Source organism: Asaia sp. BMEF1, from assembly GCF_051628905.1.
In the GTDB taxonomy this organism is placed as follows: Bacteria; Pseudomonadota; Alphaproteobacteria; order Acetobacterales; family Acetobacteraceae; genus Asaia.
The window spans coordinates 117,294-135,338 of sequence record NZ_CP157575.1 but is presented as its reverse complement, the minus strand read 5'-3'; the positions used below and the strand labels follow the sequence as shown (position 1 = coordinate 135,338).

Below are 18,045 nucleotides of genomic sequence, written 5' to 3'. Positions count from 1 at the left end.
GGCAATCAATGCGCCGGAGCAAGCGGGCTTACAAGTAAGGCAATCCTTCTCGGGGCATACGCGCCTTAGCCTTCCCGCCGAAACTCAGGGCATAGCGCATAGCTCGAGCACCATCGCCGTACTCGCCGAAATAGTCGCGGGCATTGCGTAACGTGTTCCTTTTAACAGCACCGGTCGCCGCGCCAGGTGGCCGTCGCTCGGTCTGGCAAACCCAGCCGTGTCAGCCCCCGAACCACGATTGCAGGCAATGATCGGCCCTGCTCAGACAATGGCGGGAGAGCAAAGCGGTGCGCGCCTTGGCGATGAGCGAGATAGGTTCCTGGCCTGTGCCTGACGGGCGCTGGCTCGAACGCTACGGCGTTGGAGCCAGGCGGCCTCCCGGTTCTGCCGTCACTCGGGTTTGGCGTCTTTACCACCCGACCGGATAAGCTCACGCGCCGGAATAAAAGGTTCTTTGTTCCCGCCCAGCACGAGAGAGAGCTTGTGTCCCTCTACGAGACGCGCCTCTGCACGCTCATCAATGGTGCGACGCACGATGGGGTATTCTTCGACCAGTCTCATGAACAGATGCGACGGTATGGCGAGGAGATGACAGAACTGCATCGTTCGCACCGTGCCACGCGAATAGGTCTGGTTGATGAGCGGCGCAGCCCCGATGAGATCCCCTGCCCCGAACTGAACGTCCTGCTCGGCGATATGCACTTCGGCCAGACCGGCGACCACGGCATACACCATTTTGATTTTGCCATTGCGCCGCAAAAGCACCTCGCCGGGTGATGCAAAGCGCAGGGAGATGTTCATCGCCAGATCGTGCAACACCCCATCGGGCACGCCGCGAAACGCCGGGAAAGAGCGCAGGCGCTGCTCGATACCGCTCTTGATGTTGAAGCGCAGAGGCTTCTCGAGACGCTCCTGACGCTTTTCGACATCCTTGAGCAATTCGCGATGCAGCTCTTCACTGACAAGATTATCGGACAGGAGTTCATCGTACTCCTCTTCCTCAAGACGCAAGGCAATCTGGTGCAGAATTCGGCTTTCCAGCGCCTCGGAATAGCCTTGATAATGCAGGCGCATCATCTCAAGCGCGTCATCAAGCATGCGGCGCTGACGCCCCAGAACTTCAGACACGATCTCACCGATACGGTTGCCCAGCGTCGGCTCAAGGCGCTGATGCATGAAGCGCATCAGCGAAAGCGAGACGAGATGGGCAATGACCAGCATCTCGAACCGCTCCGACATGCAGAACATGAGCGGCTTGTCGATGTGAAAACGCTGATGGAGCATCTGTGCCACGCGAAAGCGCAAGGTCGGGCGCAGGCGGCGACGCAGGGCACGCACATAGCCATAGCGCCCCTCGAGCCTGGCCCCGTCAACCATGGCTTCCGATGAGCGTAGAAGCGTCTCCATCACGCGCCGCGACAGCCCGCGAATGCGGAACAAATCGAGCAGGAGCGAGCGCTCACGGTTGGCGATGGTGATCAGAGCGAGCGTCACGCGCTGCCTGTCTCCGAGTGCCGTATCGAAGGTGTTCGCCTCGCTCTCTTCCTGCGCACGGCGCTCGATCTGCCCGATAATGGTCTGCTGCGTGCCCGAGCCGAAACCGAGTTCATCGGCAAGCGTATGGGTCCGCTCGGCTACCTGCGCGAGGCCGCTGCTCAGCACCTGATGACGCATCGCCTGATCGATGGCCGGAAGCTGGTCGAGCTTGAGAAACACCACGAGATAACGCAGCGTCGTGCCATTGACGAGCAGAGTGATCAGCACGAAGCCGGTGGCGATGATACCGATGAAATGGGCGGTCGAAGTTGAGACACGCTGATTCTCGGTGACCGCCAGCGCCAGAGCGAGCGTGATGGCGCCGCGTAGCCCACCCCACACCATGGTTGTCTTGAAAGGCGCCGGTACCGGGGGCGATAGCTTGGCCGCAGCCAGGATCGGCAGCAACCCGAAAACCACGGCGCCTCGGGCCAGAAGGCCTGCGACGGTCGCGATGAGGATCAGCACGCAATCCCAGCGGGTCATTCCGATAAGCAGGCGCGGCACGAGCATGGAGGCCAGAACGAAAACGAGCGAGCCCGCCCAGAAAACGAGCTGCACCCAGAGTTCGTTCAGAAAGCGCCATACCTGCGGCCTGAAGGTGGAAGGCCCGTATACCGAAAGCGTCAGCCCGGATGCCGCCGTTGCTACCACACCGGAAAAGCCGAGAAACTCGTCGCAGATGATATACACGATATAGGGCAAGGCGAGGGTAAGCGTGATCTCGGCAGCAACCGAGCCGCCGAGCCCTGCAATCATCAGCAGCGTCAGCCGTCCTATGGCGACGCCGACCACGATCGCCCCGCCGAACGAGGCGAGAAAATCGATGATTGTCTCACCGAGCTGGATATGACGATGCGAGGTGACGGAGGCCAGGAGGATGGAGAATATGGCGATGGCCGCCGCATCGTTGAGGAGCGCCTCCCCCTCAACCAGCCGGGTCAAACGCGATGCGGCGCCGATCTCGCGAAAGATTCCCGCCACGGCCGAGGGGTCGGTCGTGGCGACGATCGACCCCAGAAGCAGGCAGACCACCATGGACTGACCCGCGAAAGGATAAAGCGCCCCGCCAATGGTCAGGGTCGAGACAAGCACAGCCACGACAGCCAGAAGCAGCACGGTGGCAGTCTCATGCGCCAGGCGCCGCACGTCGATTGCGAGCGCCCCCTGAAACACGAGTATGGGCAGAAAGATGAGCAGAAAGGCTTCGCTGTTGATCGGAAAATAGAGCAGCGTCTCGGCGGCACCGTCGAAAATCTCGGTCAGCGAGGAACGAAGCAACAGATCGGCCGCCGCACCAATACCGATACCGGCAAGGGCAAGAAGAACGGTCTCCGATACCTCAAGCCGACGGGCCAAAGGCTGCACTGCGCTGATGAGCACCATCAAAAGCGCCAGCGCCAGAATAATGGCAGCCAGTCCCGTCACCATCATGCGCGCATGTTCTCCCCTATTTTCTGCAATATGGAAGCACTATACGCGAATCCTCACGACTCCGCGAGGGTGACACCTCGATTTGAAGGAAATATTACCGGGCTTCAGGCCGAGCATGCCTTAAGCCAGGCCTCGACCTGATGCTCGGGATTATCGGACGCGATGAAATCCGAGACAGCCGCCACGCTATCGGCACCTGCCGCGATGCAGGACGGGGCACGGGACCTCGTGATGCCACCAATCGCGACCAGCGGCATGTCAGGCCCGATAATGCGGCGCCACTCCGCCAGCTTCTCTACTCCCTGCGGCTCCCAGATCATTTTCTTGAGCCTGGTTTCCCAGATCGGCCCGAGTGCGACATAGTCGGGTTGAACAGACAGGGCGCGCTCGAGTTCCTGATGGGAGTGGGTCGAGATGCCGAAAGCAATACGGGCTGCTCTGATCTGGTCGAGATCGGCCGTATCGAGATCTTCCTGTCCGATATGGATATAGTCGATGCCAAGTTCGAGCGCGAGCTGCCAGTAATCGTTGAGCACGAGACGCACATTATGGCGCGCAGCCGCTTCCTGCCCCTCGATCACCTGCGCCCGCAGGGTTTCTGGCGCGAGATCCTTGAGGCGAAGCTGGATAAAACGCGCCCCGGCCGCGCCGAGGCGCTCCACCCAGCGTGGATGATCAACGACGGGATAGATAGGGGATGGAAGCAATGAACTCATGATGCAAAACTTGCCTTGCCTAAAGTGGGCGTCGAGGGAACGGCCATGTCGCGCTCGTCCATAGGATCTGCCGTTCTGGCCAATTGTCCGACCTCGCAAGCCAGACAAAAAGCCTCGGCCATGGCGGCAGGATCCCCCGCCTTCGCCACTGCCGTGTTGATCAGGATAGCGTCGAAACCGAGCTCGAACGCCGTGACGGCGTGAGACGGCCGTCCGATACCGGCATCGATCACCATTGGAATCTCGGGAAAATGCGCGCGCAAGGCACGTAAGCCGAACAGATTGTTCAGCCCCCTGCCCGACCCTATAGGCGCGCCCCATGGCATGAGCACCTCGCATCCGGCGCGCAGCAGACGCTCGGCGACAACGAGGTCTTCGGTCATATAGGGAAAAACCTTGAAGCCTTCTTCGTTCAGAATACGCGCCGCTTCGACCAGCGCGAAAACGTCAGGCTGAAGGAGATCGCCCTGACCGATCACTTCGAGCTTGATCCAGTCGGTTTCGAACACTTCACGCGCCATCTGGGCGGTCGTCACCGCCTCGCGCACCGTGTGACACCCAGCAGTATTCGGCAGCACCGGCACGTCGAACCCGCGCACAAGCTCCCAGAAGGCCTGCCCGGCCTGTAGACCGGCCGATTCCCGCCTGAGCGAAACCGTTACCGCGCCAGGGCGCCCCCGCCGAACAGAGTCGGCCAGAATGGCAGGGCTGTCATACAGCGCTGTGCCCAGCATCAGCGGAGAGGCGAAATCGACACCATAAGCACGCATGGGTCAGCCCCCCTGCATCGGCGCAAGGATTTCGAGCCTCGCCCCCTCTTCCAGCGCCTTGCCTTCACGCGCCGAGCGCGGCACGAAAACACCGTCCACTGCCGTTGCCACTTTCGTTTCGCCATAGCCGAGCTCTACCAGCGCTTCGGAGAGGAAGCGGCTCGCAATGAGCTTCGTCTCGTCATTCACCATGATCTGCATGGCAGTTCTCTCCTCTTCCAGACTAAGCACAACGCCTGCTTCCAGACAGGTCGTCGACTCACTGCCCCGTATAAAACGCCCCTGTCGCATCGTTTATCAGGTTGTGTGCGTAAAGATGATCTCCGCCACTTCTGCCGCTCTCGCAGGCGACAGCAGAAATCCGTGACGATACATGCCATTGACGGAAATTCGGTTTCCCTCGCGATGCACACGCGGGACATTATCGGGATAAGACGGTCTGATACCCGCATTGGCTTCAATGATCTCTGCTTCGGCAAAAGCCGGGTGCAGCGTATAAAGCGCGTTAAGCAGTTCGCTCATGGCGCGTACGGTAATCTCGCGCCCGTCATCGCTCTCGACCATGGTGGCGCCCACCATGAAGATACCATGCTCACGTGGCACGATATAAATCGGAATGCGCGGATGCAGCATACGCACGGGGCGGCGCAATGTCACATCCGGGCAGCGCACGAGTATCATCTCGCCGCGTACGCCGCGCAAACCAGGCTCGGTGCCGCGCGCCTGAATGCCGGTGCAATCGACCACCCAGTCGAAATTACCGTCGACCACCGCGGTGTCGAGCCTGATATGGCCGCCGAGCGTCAAAAGGCGCTCTTTCAGACGTCCGAGGGCGATACGCGGATCGACATGACCTTCTTCAGCGAAGAAGAGCGCCCTGTCGAAACGCCCGGCGAGATCGGGTTCGAGCTCAGCAATGGCCTCTGAGCCCAGCGTTTCGAAATGGCTGGTGCGCTTGCCGAAACGGGTGAGTTCAACCTGATCGCGCGGCGGAGCGACAACAAGACTGCCGTTTCGAACGACGCAGGCCACATGATCCGCCCACCAGGCGAGAGAATCGAGCGAATCACGGGTCACTTCTTCGGGAGCGGCCTCAGCCTCGCACCAGGGAGCAAGCATACCGCCTGCGAACCAGGACGCGCCACTACCGATACGCGGCCCGGCTTCGTGGAGCGTCACCCGGGCGCCCCGCTCGGCAAGGGTCACGGCGGTCACGAGCCCGGCCACTCCAGCGCCCTGGATGAGTATCGTCGGTCCCGATCCCGCCATTTCTGTCGTCCTTGCCATGTTTTGCCCGCAGGTTACTCCACGGTCACCGATTTGGCGAGGTTACGGGGCTGATCGACATCCGTACCGCGACGCAACGCCACTTCATAAGCAAGCATCTGAACCGGTATGGTGTACAGGATCGGTGCCACGAATGGATCGACATCGGGCAGGATGACCATGTGCTCGGCGATACCGCTCAGGCGCTGAGCACCCTTCTCATCGGTAAAGGCCATGATCCGCCCGCCACGCGCCTTGGCTTCCTGAATGTTCGACAGCGTCTTGTCGAACAGGACGGTCGAGGGCGCGATGACGACGATAGGCACATCCTTATCGATGAGCGAGATAGGCCCGTGCTTCATCTCGCCTGCCGCATAGGCCTCGGCATGGATATAGGAAATTTCCTTGAGCTTGAGCGCGCCTTCGAGGGCCACAGGAAAGCAGATTCCCCGCCCGAGATAGAGCACGTCACGCGCTTCCGCCACCGCTGCCGCCATGGCCTGTATCGTACCCGCCCGTGAAAAGACTTCGGCCGCACGCGACGGCAGATCGAGCAGGCTCGCCAGCAATTCGCCTTCGCGCTTGGCAGACATCGTCTGACGCGCTCTCGCGATGGCAATGGTGAGCACGGCCAGAACCGAAAGCTGTGCCGTAAACGCCTTGGTGCTGGCTACGGAGATCTCGGGGCCCGCGACCATACCAAGCACCACGTCGCTTTCGCGCCCCATGGTGCTGCCCTCGACATTGAGGATCGAGACGATGTGCTGCTCGCGCTCACGCAGGCTACGCATTGCCGCCAGCGTGTCGGCCGTTTCGCCCGATTGCGAAATCATCAGGGCCATCCCCCTGGGCGTAAGCGGCGGGTTGCGATAGCGCAATTCGGAAGCCACATCGATATCGACCGGCAAGCGCGCTTCAGCCTCCAGCCAGTAGCGCGCTACCAGACCGGCATAGAATGCCGAACCGCAGGCGGTGATGACCGCACGCGGCAACTCGGCCAGATCGAAGGGAAATTCGGGCAGATTGATCGCCCGGGTTACCGGATCGATGATGCGCTGCAGCGTTTGCCCGATCACAACCGGATGCTCGTGGAGTTCTTTCTCCATATAATGGCGGTAGCCGTCTTTACCGACAGTACCAGCCAAAAGCGCGACGGTCTGGACAGGGCGCTGCACCCGAAGATTGGCTGAATCGAAAAACTCGACACTATCGGGCTGCAACACACACCAGTCGCCATCATCGAGATAGGCGATCTTGCGAGCGAGCGGTGCCAGAGCCAGACTATCCGAACCGAGGAACATTTCGCCCTCGCCGAAACCGACAGCAAGGGGCGCGCCGTGGCGAGCACCGATCATGAGCCCCTCATGACCGGCGAAGATCATTGCAATCGCGTAGGCCCCTTGCAGACGCCCGAGCGTCTTGCTGGCGGCGTCACGCGGCGACATCCCTTGATCGAGATAGAAATCGACAAGCTGCGCCACGCATTCCGTATCGGTTTCAGACGAAAACTGGCGGCCCACAGCCAGCATCTCGGCCTTGAGTTCCTCGTAATTCTCGATGATACCATTATGCACTATGGCCACGCGATCGGTCGCATGGGGATGGGCGTTGGTCTCATTGGGCAGACCATGCGTCGCCCAGCGGGTGTGACCGATGGCCGTCACGCCAGCAAGCGGCTGCACATCGAGGACGGCCTGGAGATTATCCAACTTGCCCGCCGCACGACGACGGGAAATCCGGCCTTCCACAAGGCTGGCGATGCCGGCTGAGTCATAGCCGCGATATTCGAGGCGGCGCAGCGCCTCGACTATAAGCGGAGTGGCATTCCGATGCCCGACGACGCCGCAAATTCCGCACATCAGCCCTGTTCCTTCTTTGCACGCAGCGAGTCACTGATCATACGCCCGCGCTCCTGCTTGTTCGTCTGCCTCGACCGGCCCAGAGCCAGGGCGCCGGGCTCGACATCCTCGGTAATCACGCTGCCTGCCGCGATGAGGGCATTATCGCCGATCGTAACCGGCGCCACCAGAATGGCATCAGACCCCACAAACACGCTTTCACCGATCACGGTGCGATGCTTGAAGAAGCCGTCATAATTGCAGGTAATGGTTCCTGCGCCCACATTCGTGCGGGCACCGATGCTGCTGTCGCCCAGATAGGACAGATGATTGGCCTTGGCCCCATCACCCAGCTGCGTTGCCTTAAGTTCCACGAAGTTGCCGACATGCGACCCTGTACCACATATCGTGCCGGGGCGCAGGCGGGCATAGGGGCCGATCAGGGCCTCATTGCCCACAACACAGCCCTCGAGATGGCTGAACGCCCTGACGCGCGCGCCGCTACGCACCGTCACGCCGGGGCCGAACACGACGTTGGGCTCCACCACAACGTCGGGCTCGAGCCGCGTATCGGCGCTGAAAAACACGGTCTCCGGTGCGACCAGTGTCACGCCGGCTTCCATTGCTGCCAGACGCAGGCGCTTTTGCAGGCTGGCTTCTGCCACTGCAAGCTCGGCACGCGAATTGATACCGGCCAGTTCTTCAGCGGGAGCCTCCACATGATGCACGCGCGCCTCTGAGGCTGCCCGCGTCACTACATCGGTAAGGTAATATTCGCCCTGGGCGTTATCGTTACGCAGAGCACCGAGCCAGCGCCGCAAATCGGCAGCGTCGGCACAAAGCACACCGGCATTGCACAAAGTGACGGCGCGCTGCGCCTCGGTGGCATCTTTCCATTCAACAATTTCCTGCACACAGCCGCCTTGCTCAATCACGCGACCATAACGACCGGGCTCGGCAGGGCGCATTGCCAGAAGCGCAAGAGAGGTGTCTTTCTGACGGCGCATGGCCAGCAGGGCGCGCATGGTGTCCGCGGTGATCAGCGGATTATCGGCATAGAGGATCGCGACATCACCCTCACCGAAAAAAGCCTCAGCCGTACGTGCCGCATGCCCCGTGCCGAGGCGATCCGTCTGGACGACGCAGGGCCAGGGAGATGCCACTTTTTCAAGCCCCTCCATATCAGGGCCGACCACCACGACAAGCCGGTCGAAAACCGACTTGGCTGTCTCGATGAGATGGGCAATCATCGGACGTCCGCCTAGCGGATGAAGCGCCTTGGGAAGCGATGAGCGCATGCGCGTTCCGAGGCCGGCAGCCAGGATCACGGCAGTCGTGGGTTTGTGATGGCGGACGGTCTGGCCGTCGGGAAAGGAAAGTGATGTCATATCATTACGTGGCGTAGCGAACCGGGCAGAGCCCTGTCAAACGCCAGCCCTGTCACTTCGAGTTGCCGATTATTGCATTCGCCTCCGACCGAAGGAAAACTCCGTTGAGCACTGAAATCAAAACCGCTGTTTTCGATCTGGATGGCACGCTCATCGACAGCCTCCCCGACCTTGCCGAAAGCGGCATCGAATTGCTTAACAGCTACGATCTGCCGCCCCCGGACGAACAGGCGGTCAGGGCGATGATCGGCGACGGGGCGCGTCGTCTCGTCGACCGTCTGCTTATTTTTGGCGGCGATGAAAAACGGATAGACCGTGACGAAGCGACAAGGCGCTTCCTCGACATTTACGAGCCACGCGCCACGCAGAAAACACAGCTTTTCCCCGGTACGGTGAAAATGCTCGAAACACTGCGAGAAAGCGGCATCGCCTGCGTGATCTGCACCAACAAGCCCGTCAAGGCGGCTAAGGCAATTGTCGAACAGCTGGGCATCGCCTCCCTGATCGATGCCATTGGCGGTGGCGACAGTTTTCCCACGCGCAAGCCCGACCCCGACCATATCCGCAAGACCGTAGGCATGATTGATGCAGAGCCGAAGCGGGCCATCATGATCGGGGACCATCAGAACGACATCCGGGCGGCGATGGGTGTCCCGATGCCGTCTCTTTTTGCGAGCTGGGGCTATGGTGACCGCAGCATGGCAACCCACGCCACAGCCATCGCGGGCTCCGTAGCAGAGCTGCCGCGCCTGATCTACGATCTCTCACGTCCCGGCTGAGCCGCACTCCCTGCTGCCATGAACGACAGCAGGCCGGAAGAATTGGACCAGACTTGGCTTACGGTTGTGTTGTGGGCTGCCGGTCGAGCACCGCAGTCATCTGGCCGAGCTTCGGGTGTTCGAACTCGATCCGCACTGCCGTAAGCCCGACGCCCGGAAGGTTCTGAAACCACGCTGCCCCCGGATGCGGGGCTTTCATAACATCGAGATGCGCGGAATCCTTGATGAAACCCGCTTCCTGCTGCCCCACGAAATCGCAGCGCAGTGCCTCACCGGTAAATTTCTGACCGAACGAAGACGGTACGTCACCCTTGAAGGGACCATGCGACGTCATGGCGCTCAGCCTGAGCCCATCGAATACCTGCGCGCTACCGTCGCACTTGCCGGTATGGCGCACATTCTCGAGCAAATAAGCCATGGCGCTCAGCGTATCCATGGCGTGAGACAGATTGCTCTGCGGCACCGCCTCACGATCGCTTTCTTTAGGTTCGAGCGCCACGATCTGGGGCGTGTCGTTGGTGTAGCTCAACACCACATTGCGATGTTTGCCACGAGAATAGCCAGCGCTCTCATACCCTGTCGGCTGCACCTGGTCATGATCGAAGCGGCCTTGAGCGGTGCTCTGGATATCCATGCGCAGGAACATGCTCAGCAGCCCGCCCGCGTGGATAGTCGTACGGATACCGTAGCCCCAGTCGGTTAGCTTGTAATCGGCAGTCGCATCGACGACATGCAGCCCATGATTATAGACGCGATAAATCGCTGTCGTCTGGGCGGCATTGACGCCTGTCGTGCCAGCACTGGCCTCGCCGAGATTGGCAGCGCGGGCCGAAGCCCCCGTCAGCACAGAGCCAACGAGAAGCAGGGCCGTGCCGAGCGCCTTAAACGTCAAGATTGGCGACTTTCTGGGCATTGCCCACGATGAAGTCGCGACGCGGCTCGACCACGTCGCCCATGAGCGTCGAGAAGACTTGTCCGGCCTCTTCGACATCCCCCACCTTGACCTGAAGCAGAATGCGTGTGGCCGGGTCGAGAGTCGTATCCCAGAGCTGCTCATTGTTCATCTCGCCCAGGCCTTTGAACCGATTGATGGCTAGACCCTTGCGGCCCTGCTGCACCACGCGATCAAAAACCATCGCCGGGCCGGAGAGTTCCGCCGACTGACTGTCGAGAGCGAGCCTGACCGTCCCTTCGAAGTCCTCGGCGACGCGGCTGCCCTCACCAGCCAGCCAGCGTGCTTCAGCCGAACGCAGCAGGGCCGCATCCAGAGTATAAACCTCGCCTACGCCACGAACGGTACGCGCCAGACGCAGCCCGCCCTCTTCAGTCGGGCCGACCATCCAGCCCCGTTCGTTGACCGGTGAAGCCGCATCGAGACGAGCCTGCAAGACAGGCGCGCGTTCCTGCGCGTGGTCATGACCGAGCGACAGCGCCTTGGCGACATAAGCCTGCTCCAGCACCCAGACAGGAATCTTGGACGCGAGCGCTGTAAGCGTCTTGCCGACCTGCCCCATCGCCTTGACACGATCCATCAGGATGTCATCTGTCAGCACCTCACCATTGGCCAAAGTAAGTGTGGCATTGGAAAGCGCCTTGTCGAGCAGATATTGCTCAAGGGCGGCATCGTCCTTCAGATAACGCTCCTCATTGCCGCGCTTGGCCCGGTAAAGCGGCGGCTGGGCGATGTAGAGATAGCCCTTCTCGATCAGCTCCGGCATCTGACGGAAGAAGAATGTCAGGAGCAGGGTTCGGATATGCGAGCCGTCAACATCGGCGTCGGTCATGATGACAATCTTGTGGTAGCGCAGCTTCTCGACCGAAAAACCGCCCTGCTCAACATCGCCACGCCCGATGCCGGTACCGAGTGCGGTGATCAGTGTCCCGACTTCAGCCGAACCAAGCATACGGTCGAAGCGCGCGCGCTCGACATTCAGGATCTTGCCCTTGAGCGGAAGAATGGCCTGAAAGCGGCGATCGCGCCCCTGTTTTGCCGTGCCACCTGCGGAATCACCCTCGACGATGAAGATCTCGGCCTTGCTGGCGTCGCGCTCCTGGCAATCCGCCAGCTTTCCGGGCAGCGAAGACACATCGAGCACACCCTTGCGACGAGTCAGCTCCCGCGCACGGCGCGCGGCGTCGCGAGCGGCCGCGGCCTCGTTCACCTTGGCGATGATGGCCTTAGCCTCGCGCGGATGGGTTTCGAACCAATGCCCGATGGAATCAGCCGCCGTCACATGCACCACAGGTTGCACCTCGGACGATACCAGCTTGTCCTTGGTCTGTGACGAGAATTTGGGGTCAGGCACCTTGACCGAGAGGACGGCTGTCATGCCTTCGCGCATGTCCTCGCCCGTAAGGGCTGCCGAATTCTTTGATGATCCCGTTTCGGCATATTTACCGACGATACGCGTCAGGGCCTGACGGAAACCAGCCAGATGCGTGCCGCCATCGCGCTGCGGGATGTTGTTGGTGAAGCACAGCATCGTCTCATGGAAGCTGTCATTCCAGGTGAGCGCGAACTCGACCTTGATGCCGCTTTCGGCATGATCGATAGAGCCAACGATAGGGGGCGTGACAATCGAGGTCTTGCTTGCATCGAGATATTCCACGAAGGCGCTGAGCCCGCCCTCGTAGCAGAACACCACTTCCTTGTTCTCGGCATGGCGCTCGTCACGCAGCACGATTTCGAGCCCCGAATTGAGGAAGGCCAACTCACGCATGCGACGTTCGAGAATGCCGAACTCGAAATCCACTTTGGTAAAGGTCTGCTTGCTCGGCTTGAACGTGACCAGCGTGCCGCGCGGTTCGTCACTGGCACCGACTACGGCAAGTGCGTCGTCGCGCTCGCCATGCTGGAAGCGAATGAAATGTTCGAGCCCGTTGCGCCAGATGCGTACTTCCATCCATTCGGAAAGCGCGTTGACTACGGCAGCGCCCACGCCGTGCAAACCACCCGATACCTTGTAGGAATTCTGGTTGAACTTTCCGCCCGCGTGAAGCTTGGTCAGAACGACCTCAGCCGCGCTGACGCCTTCTTCCTCATGCAGATCGGTCGGGATGCCACGACCGTTATCGCGCACGCTGATCGAGCCGTCACCGTTCATCGTCAGAACACAGCGTGTGGCGTGACCCGCCTGTGCTTCGTCCACCGCGTTGTCGATAATCTCGAACACCATGTGATGAAGGCCCGAGCCGTCATCCGTGTCGCCGATATACATGCCGGGCCGTTTGCGTACCGCATCGAGCCCCTTGAGAACCGAGATGGATGAGGCGCCGTAATCGGCTTCGTCATCGGGGTTCTCAGGCAACTCGGTCGGACGAATCTGTTCGGACATGCTGGCGTGACGCTCCTACTCGCAACAAGCATCCAATATAACCCTTCTGCCCGATCACGGCTAGGGCATAGGCAGCGCCCGTGCCGGCGAGGGCTGCGCCGCTGGCCGGCACGCAGAAATTCGACCCTTATACACCTTTTTGTGGCAGCCGCAGGGATGGCCTGAACTTCAGTAGCAAATGCATTAGCAAATGCGTTTCAGGCCCGATTGCGTCGAAACGAGGGATAAGGGGAGTGGTCGCATGGCAGGTCGCCGCGCGCCGGTCACGGGTGGGGGTTCATGCCTCGGGCGCGCTGTTGCCTATGCGCGTGAGGGCGCCGGTAAGGCGATCCATTCCCTGCCCAAGAAAAGAAAGACGCGCGTTGGGTGATCGCGCTCATGCTAAAGGCAGGGCGCAAGGCCATCGCAAAGCATGACCTTGCGCCCTGCCCTTTCTCACCTCAGACCTCGCCTGCCCTCCAAAAAGCGGAGAGGCAGGCTGTGGGGTCGATCAGTCGATTTCCGCCTGCTGACCGTTTATGACGAGGCCCTTTTCGTTCGCCGAAACATGAACCGTCCGACCATCAGAAATAGACCCGTCGAGGATAAGACCCGCCAGCGTATTCTGCAGGCTGCGCTGGATGACTCTCTTGAGCGGGCGCGCGCCATAGACAGGGTCATAACCGGACTCGGCCAGCCAGTCATTTGCCGCCTGATCGAGATCGAGCGTGATCTTGCGCTCTTCAAGCAGGCCGCGCAGGCGCGTGAGCTGTATCGCGACGATACGGTTCATGTCAGCACGCTGCAGACGCGAGAACAGAACGATCTCATCCAGGCGGTTGAGGAACTCGGGGCGGAAATGGTTGCGCACCACTGCCATGACCTGAGCCTGAACCAGATCGGTGCTCTCGCCATCCGGCTGACTGGCAAGGATGTCCGAGCCGAGATTGGAAGTCAGGATGATGATCGTGTTGCGAAAGTCGACCACGCGCCCCTGCCCGTCGGTCAACCGCCCGTCATCGAGCACCTGAAGCAGAATATTGAAGACGTCCTCATGCGCCTTTTCGACCTCGTCGAACAGGATCACCTGATACGGTCTGCGACGAACGGCCTCGGTCAGCACACCGCCTTCTTCGTATCCGACATAGCCCGGAGGCGCGCCGACCAGACGAGACACAGCGTGCTTCTCCATGAACTCGCTCATGTCGACGCGCAGCATGGCGCGATCGTCATCGAACAGGAACTGGGCCAGCGCCTTGGCCAGTTCGGTCTTGCCCACACCGGTCGGGCCAAGGAACAGGAAAGAGCCAATCGGACGATTGGGGTCCTGCAACCCGGCGCGCGCCCTCCTGACGGCGTTTGACACCGCCTTGAGCGCGGGCTCCTGACCCACCACGCGCTCGCGCAGGGAGTCTTCCATGCGCACCAGCTTGGCGCGCTCGCCTTCGAGCATCCGGTCTACCGGCACGCCAGTCCAGCGCGACACGACAGCAGCAATACCCTGATCTGTCACAGCCTCGCTGAACAGCCCCGCCTGATCCGCTTCCTTTTGCTCTTGCTGCTGGGACGCCTCGATCTGGCGCTCCAGACCGGGAATGGTCGCATACATCAGCTCGGATGCCTTGCCGAGATCGCCCTTGCGCTGCGCCACCTCGACCTCGGAGCGGGCATGGTCGAGCTGTTCCTTGAGCTTCTGGATCGCATTGACACGATCTTTCTCTGCATGCCACGCCGCACCCAGAGTATCTGACTGTTCCTGAAGATCAGCCAGTTCGACTTCGAGCTTTCCCAGACGCTCACGGCTCGCGCTGTCGTCCTCCTTGCGGATCGCCTCGCGCTCGATCTTGAGCTGGATGATCCGCCGGTCGAGTTCGTCCAGCGCCTCAGGCTTGCTGTCGATCTGCATGCGCAGACGGCTCGCTGCCTCATCCATCAGATCGATCGCCTTGTCAGGCAGGAAGCGGTCAGTGATGTAGCGGTTGGACAAGGTCGCAGCCGCCACGAGCGCGCCATCGGTGATGCGCACACCGTGATGCAGCTCGTATTTCTCCTTGATACCACGCAGGATCGAAATCGTATCGGATACCGAAGGCTCACCCACGAAAACGGGCTGGAAGCGGCGGGCAAGCGCCGCATCCTTCTCGATATATTTGCGATATTCATCCAGCGTCGTCGCACCGATGCAGTGCAGAACACCTCTGGCGAGTTCCGGCTTGATGAGGTTCGACGCATCCATGGCGCCATCGGAGCGCCCTGCGCCGACGAGCGTGTGCATTTCATCGATGAACAGGATGACCTGCCCCTCGGCGCTTTCGATTTCTTTCAGAACCGCCTTCAGACGTTCCTCGAACTCACCCCGATATTTCGCACCGGCAACCAGCGCGCCCATATCGAGCGAAAGCAGCTTCTTGTTACGCAGGGCCTCGGGCACGTCGCCATTGACGATACGCAGCGCCAGCCCTTCGACGATGGCCGTCTTGCCGACACCTGGCTCGCCGATGAGGACAGGATTATTCTTGGTGCGTCGGGCCAGAACCTGAATGGCGCGGCGAATTTCCTCATCTCGCCCGATGACCGGATCGAGCTTGCCGGACTGCGCCACCGCCGTGACGTCGCGCGCATATTTCTTGAGCGCGTCGAAGCCAGCCTCTGCACTGGCGCTATCGACGACACGGCCCTTGCGAAGTTGGACTACAGCACGTTCAAGCGCCTTGGCGTCGGCCTTGCCTTCCGTAAGAGCCTGCCCTGCCGCCGATTTGCTGCCAGCCAACGCGACAAGCAGCCTGTCCTGCGCGACGAAGCTGTCACCCGCACGCTGGGCGTCCTGCTCGGCCGTGTCGAGGGCACGCACAAGGTCGGGCGTAGCCTGGGGCTGACCAGCACCACCGCCCTGTACTTTGGGCAGACGGGCGAGCGCGGCGTCATTCGCCTTGCGTACGATCTCAGGGTCGCCGCCTGCGGCGCGGATGAGACCCGAGGCGGCGCCTTCAGGGTCGTCGAGCAGGGCCTTGAGGAGATGTTCAGGGGTTAGCTGCTGATGATAGTCACGCAGGGCAATCGTCGATGCGGCCTGAAGAAACCCGCGGCTCCGGTCGGTAAATTTCTCAATATTCATGGTTCTGCAATGCTCCTATGCCCCGTGAAGGCGGCCAGTTGCGACCGCGTGGACCCCATTATGGCAGTCCTCGCAATGTCATGATTTGAAGATGGGAGCATTTGTTCGAATGCCAAGAGAGCGCATTCGAGATAAAAGGCACAAACGGCGCCGACTATAGATGAGGCGCCATGGCGTGTCGCCGCTGCACGTGGGCGGGCGACACGACATGGGAACAGGGCAATCAGGTCAGGGCCGCATTCGGCGCACGTTGCTTTTCGAACTCGACGAGTGAAAACGGTCGCCCGTAAATCTCGATCTGATCAGTCTGAAGATAGACCTGGAGGCCCGGCACAGTGACACGTACGAAGCGCCCTAGAACACCTGCTTCGTCATGCCAATGGAATGGCGTACCATCGAGACCGCCGAAAACCCGGCCATTCTGACGGTCGATGATCGTATTCCAGAAGAAGCGGTCATGAGACACTTCAATCCTGAAACTCGAAAGCCGCTCCATCACGCCATCAAGACGGTTGAAGATCATGATCTCATGGATATGGCTAAGCGCCCCCAGATCGACCATCCACCAGGGATTATCGCTCAAGGCAGTATGGTGCTGCGGGCGACCTGTCAGGCGGCCGGAAACGGCGCGGCAGGCATCTTCGTCGCGTGATCCGTCATGCAGGGTAGAACTTTGCGTGGCGCGCTTGCCGACCGACAGTAATGGCCAGATCGAGCCCGGAATGAGGGTCGTCTCAGTGCTCTGGCCGACGAGGGACTTCCAGTAAACGCTTAGATACGGGTCGGTCACCGCATTCGTATCGTTATGATAGGCCTGACGCTCTTCGGCATTCCTGTCACGCCAATGGGTCTGGGCCCCGAAATCGCCCTTGCACCCCCGCTCGATCCTGCGAGCGAAATCCTGCTCCGAACGTATGTTGAAATGAGCGATATACCCCGCTTCGACCAGCCTCACACGTCGGTTATCAGCATTCAGGAAGGCCCAGGCATTATCAGGGAAGTTGTCGTAATATCCCTCCATCGACTCTCCCAGCATGTTGCAGGCGCGTAGCGGCGCGCCCAGAGCGAACAAATCGTGATGGATGGCGACCAGCGGGTTGTCGAAGGACAGGCGGTAGGAAACGGCACCTGTCTTGGCCAGAATCTTGGTGAAGGGCGACGCGCCGATTTCGCGTTTGGTGTAGTTGCGCAAAATACCGTTGCTAGGTCTCTTGCTGTGGCCTGAATGCCCGTAACCGCACCAGTTCAGATAAATGGCGTCGTGATCAGCTCCGAAGCGGGCACTAACACTCGCAATATCATCGCTTCCGGGCAGGCAAACGAACTCGTCCAGATCGAGGAACATCAGCCATTTCGTCTCATGGGCGTAATGCCTGAGAAAATGGCGATACATCTGTAACTGCTCACCCTGATAGCGATAATGATGGAATGTCACAAAAGGCGATGCTCCCTGAAGAAAGGGAAGTACGGCCTCATAAAGTGCCGCGGGCTCATCATCGTTACAATAGAGATAGACATGATCGAAACCGATCGACCGATGGTAAGTCAGCCACTCGACGACGCTGTCGGCCTCCCAACGCGCGCAGGCGACCAGAACGTGCTGATAGCGCGGTTGAGGCCAGATCCCCTTGTTGCGCGCGACGGCGAGAGGAAGCTTGCCGAAGCTTGCGAGATCCTGAGCGTTGGCAGTTTTTGACGGCGGCATGGTTTTTATGATCATCCTGCTCGAAAGTCTCTGTTATTCGCGATTTAATGGCGCTGCCCAATACTTTTGGACTGACGATTTCCGCCATGCAATCACAGCATTGCCTATCATAAGTTCGCCTCTTCAAGAGCGACAGTGAATTCTTGTGACTGATTGATGGTAAATAACCCGTGCGACGCTCCGG

General features: G+C 60.4%; 13 protein-coding genes. 2 read left to right on the top strand and 11 right to left on the bottom strand.

Annotation, left to right across the window (positions count from 1 at the left end; all coding sequences use genetic code 11):
• Positions 1-390: 390 nt before the first annotated feature.
• From ABHV46_RS00560 to glmU, 7 genes are all read right to left on the bottom strand, one after another.
• Entirely contained in the window at positions 391-2,970 is a 2,580-nt protein-coding gene (locus tag ABHV46_RS00560; protein WP_336945383.1) for a cation:proton antiporter, read from the bottom strand.
• A gap of 104 nt (positions 2,971-3,074) precedes the next feature.
• Entirely contained in the window at positions 3,075-3,686 is a 612-nt protein-coding gene (gene thiE / locus ABHV46_RS00555) for a thiamine phosphate synthase (protein WP_438382265.1), read from the bottom strand.
• Positions 3,683-4,456 carry a thiazole synthase gene (locus tag ABHV46_RS00550; protein WP_438382264.1) on the bottom strand — a complete coding sequence of 258 codons (774 nt, stop codon included), beginning with the start codon at positions 4,454-4,456 and terminating at the stop codon, positions 3,683-3,685. The genes thiE and ABHV46_RS00550 overlap by 4 nt, the downstream gene beginning before the upstream one ends.
• A gap of 3 nt (positions 4,457-4,459) precedes the next feature.
• Positions 4,460-4,657 (bottom strand): sulfur carrier protein ThiS, encoded by a 198-nt coding sequence (gene thiS / locus ABHV46_RS00545; protein ID WP_336945386.1) that lies wholly within the window; start codon positions 4,655-4,657, stop codon positions 4,460-4,462.
• A 96-nt stretch (positions 4,658-4,753) separates the two neighbouring features.
• Positions 4,754-5,725 carry a glycine oxidase ThiO gene (gene thiO / locus ABHV46_RS00540; RefSeq protein WP_438382263.1) on the bottom strand — a complete coding sequence of 324 codons (972 nt, stop codon included), beginning with the start codon at positions 5,723-5,725 and terminating at the stop codon, positions 4,754-4,756.
• A gap of 32 nt (positions 5,726-5,757) precedes the next feature.
• Positions 5,758-7,581, bottom strand: a complete 1,824-nt coding sequence (glmS, locus tag ABHV46_RS00535; protein ID WP_438382262.1) for a glutamine--fructose-6-phosphate transaminase (isomerizing) — start codon at positions 7,579-7,581, stop codon at positions 5,758-5,760.
• Complete coding sequence (gene glmU, locus ABHV46_RS00530) at positions 7,581-8,948, bottom strand: bifunctional UDP-N-acetylglucosamine diphosphorylase/glucosamine-1-phosphate N-acetyltransferase GlmU (protein WP_438382261.1); 1,368 nt, start codon at positions 8,946-8,948, stop codon at positions 7,581-7,583. The genes glmS and glmU overlap by 1 nt, the downstream gene beginning before the upstream one ends.
• 104 nt (positions 8,949-9,052) lie before the next feature.
• Between glmU and ABHV46_RS00525 the strand changes: the two genes are divergently transcribed.
• Positions 9,053-9,727 carry an HAD family hydrolase gene (locus ABHV46_RS00525; RefSeq protein WP_438382260.1) on the top strand — a complete coding sequence of 225 codons (675 nt, stop codon included), beginning with the start codon at positions 9,053-9,055 and terminating at the stop codon, positions 9,725-9,727.
• A gap of 58 nt (positions 9,728-9,785) precedes the next feature.
• Here ABHV46_RS00525 and ABHV46_RS00520 read toward each other — a convergent pair whose 3' ends face one another.
• Both ABHV46_RS00520 and gyrB read right to left on the bottom strand, forming a co-directional pair.
• On the bottom strand, positions 9,786-10,619 hold the full coding sequence (locus tag ABHV46_RS00520; protein WP_438382259.1) for a DUF3108 domain-containing protein: 834 nt from the start codon (positions 10,617-10,619) through the stop codon (positions 9,786-9,788).
• Positions 10,609-13,062, bottom strand: a complete 2,454-nt coding sequence (gene gyrB / locus ABHV46_RS00515) for a DNA topoisomerase (ATP-hydrolyzing) subunit B (protein ID WP_438382258.1) — start codon at positions 13,060-13,062, stop codon at positions 10,609-10,611. The genes ABHV46_RS00520 and gyrB overlap by 11 nt, the downstream gene beginning before the upstream one ends.
• 241 nt (positions 13,063-13,303) lie before the next feature.
• Between gyrB and ABHV46_RS00510 the strand changes: the two genes are divergently transcribed.
• Positions 13,304-13,432: a hypothetical protein gene (locus ABHV46_RS00510; RefSeq protein WP_438382257.1), complete on the top strand. Its 129-nt coding sequence runs from the start codon at positions 13,304-13,306 to the stop codon at positions 13,430-13,432.
• Positions 13,433-13,552: 120 nt separating this feature from the next.
• Here ABHV46_RS00510 and clpB read toward each other — a convergent pair whose 3' ends face one another.
• Both clpB and ABHV46_RS00500 read right to left on the bottom strand, forming a co-directional pair.
• Positions 13,553-16,156 (bottom strand): ATP-dependent chaperone ClpB, encoded by a 2,604-nt coding sequence (clpB, locus tag ABHV46_RS00505; RefSeq protein WP_438382256.1) that lies wholly within the window; start codon positions 16,154-16,156, stop codon positions 13,553-13,555.
• A 223-nt stretch (positions 16,157-16,379) separates the two neighbouring features.
• Positions 16,380-17,861 carry a glycosyltransferase family 2 protein gene (locus ABHV46_RS00500; RefSeq protein ID WP_438382255.1) on the bottom strand — a complete coding sequence of 494 codons (1,482 nt, stop codon included), beginning with the start codon at positions 17,859-17,861 and terminating at the stop codon, positions 16,380-16,382.
• Between the last annotated feature and the right edge of the window lie 184 nt (positions 17,862-18,045).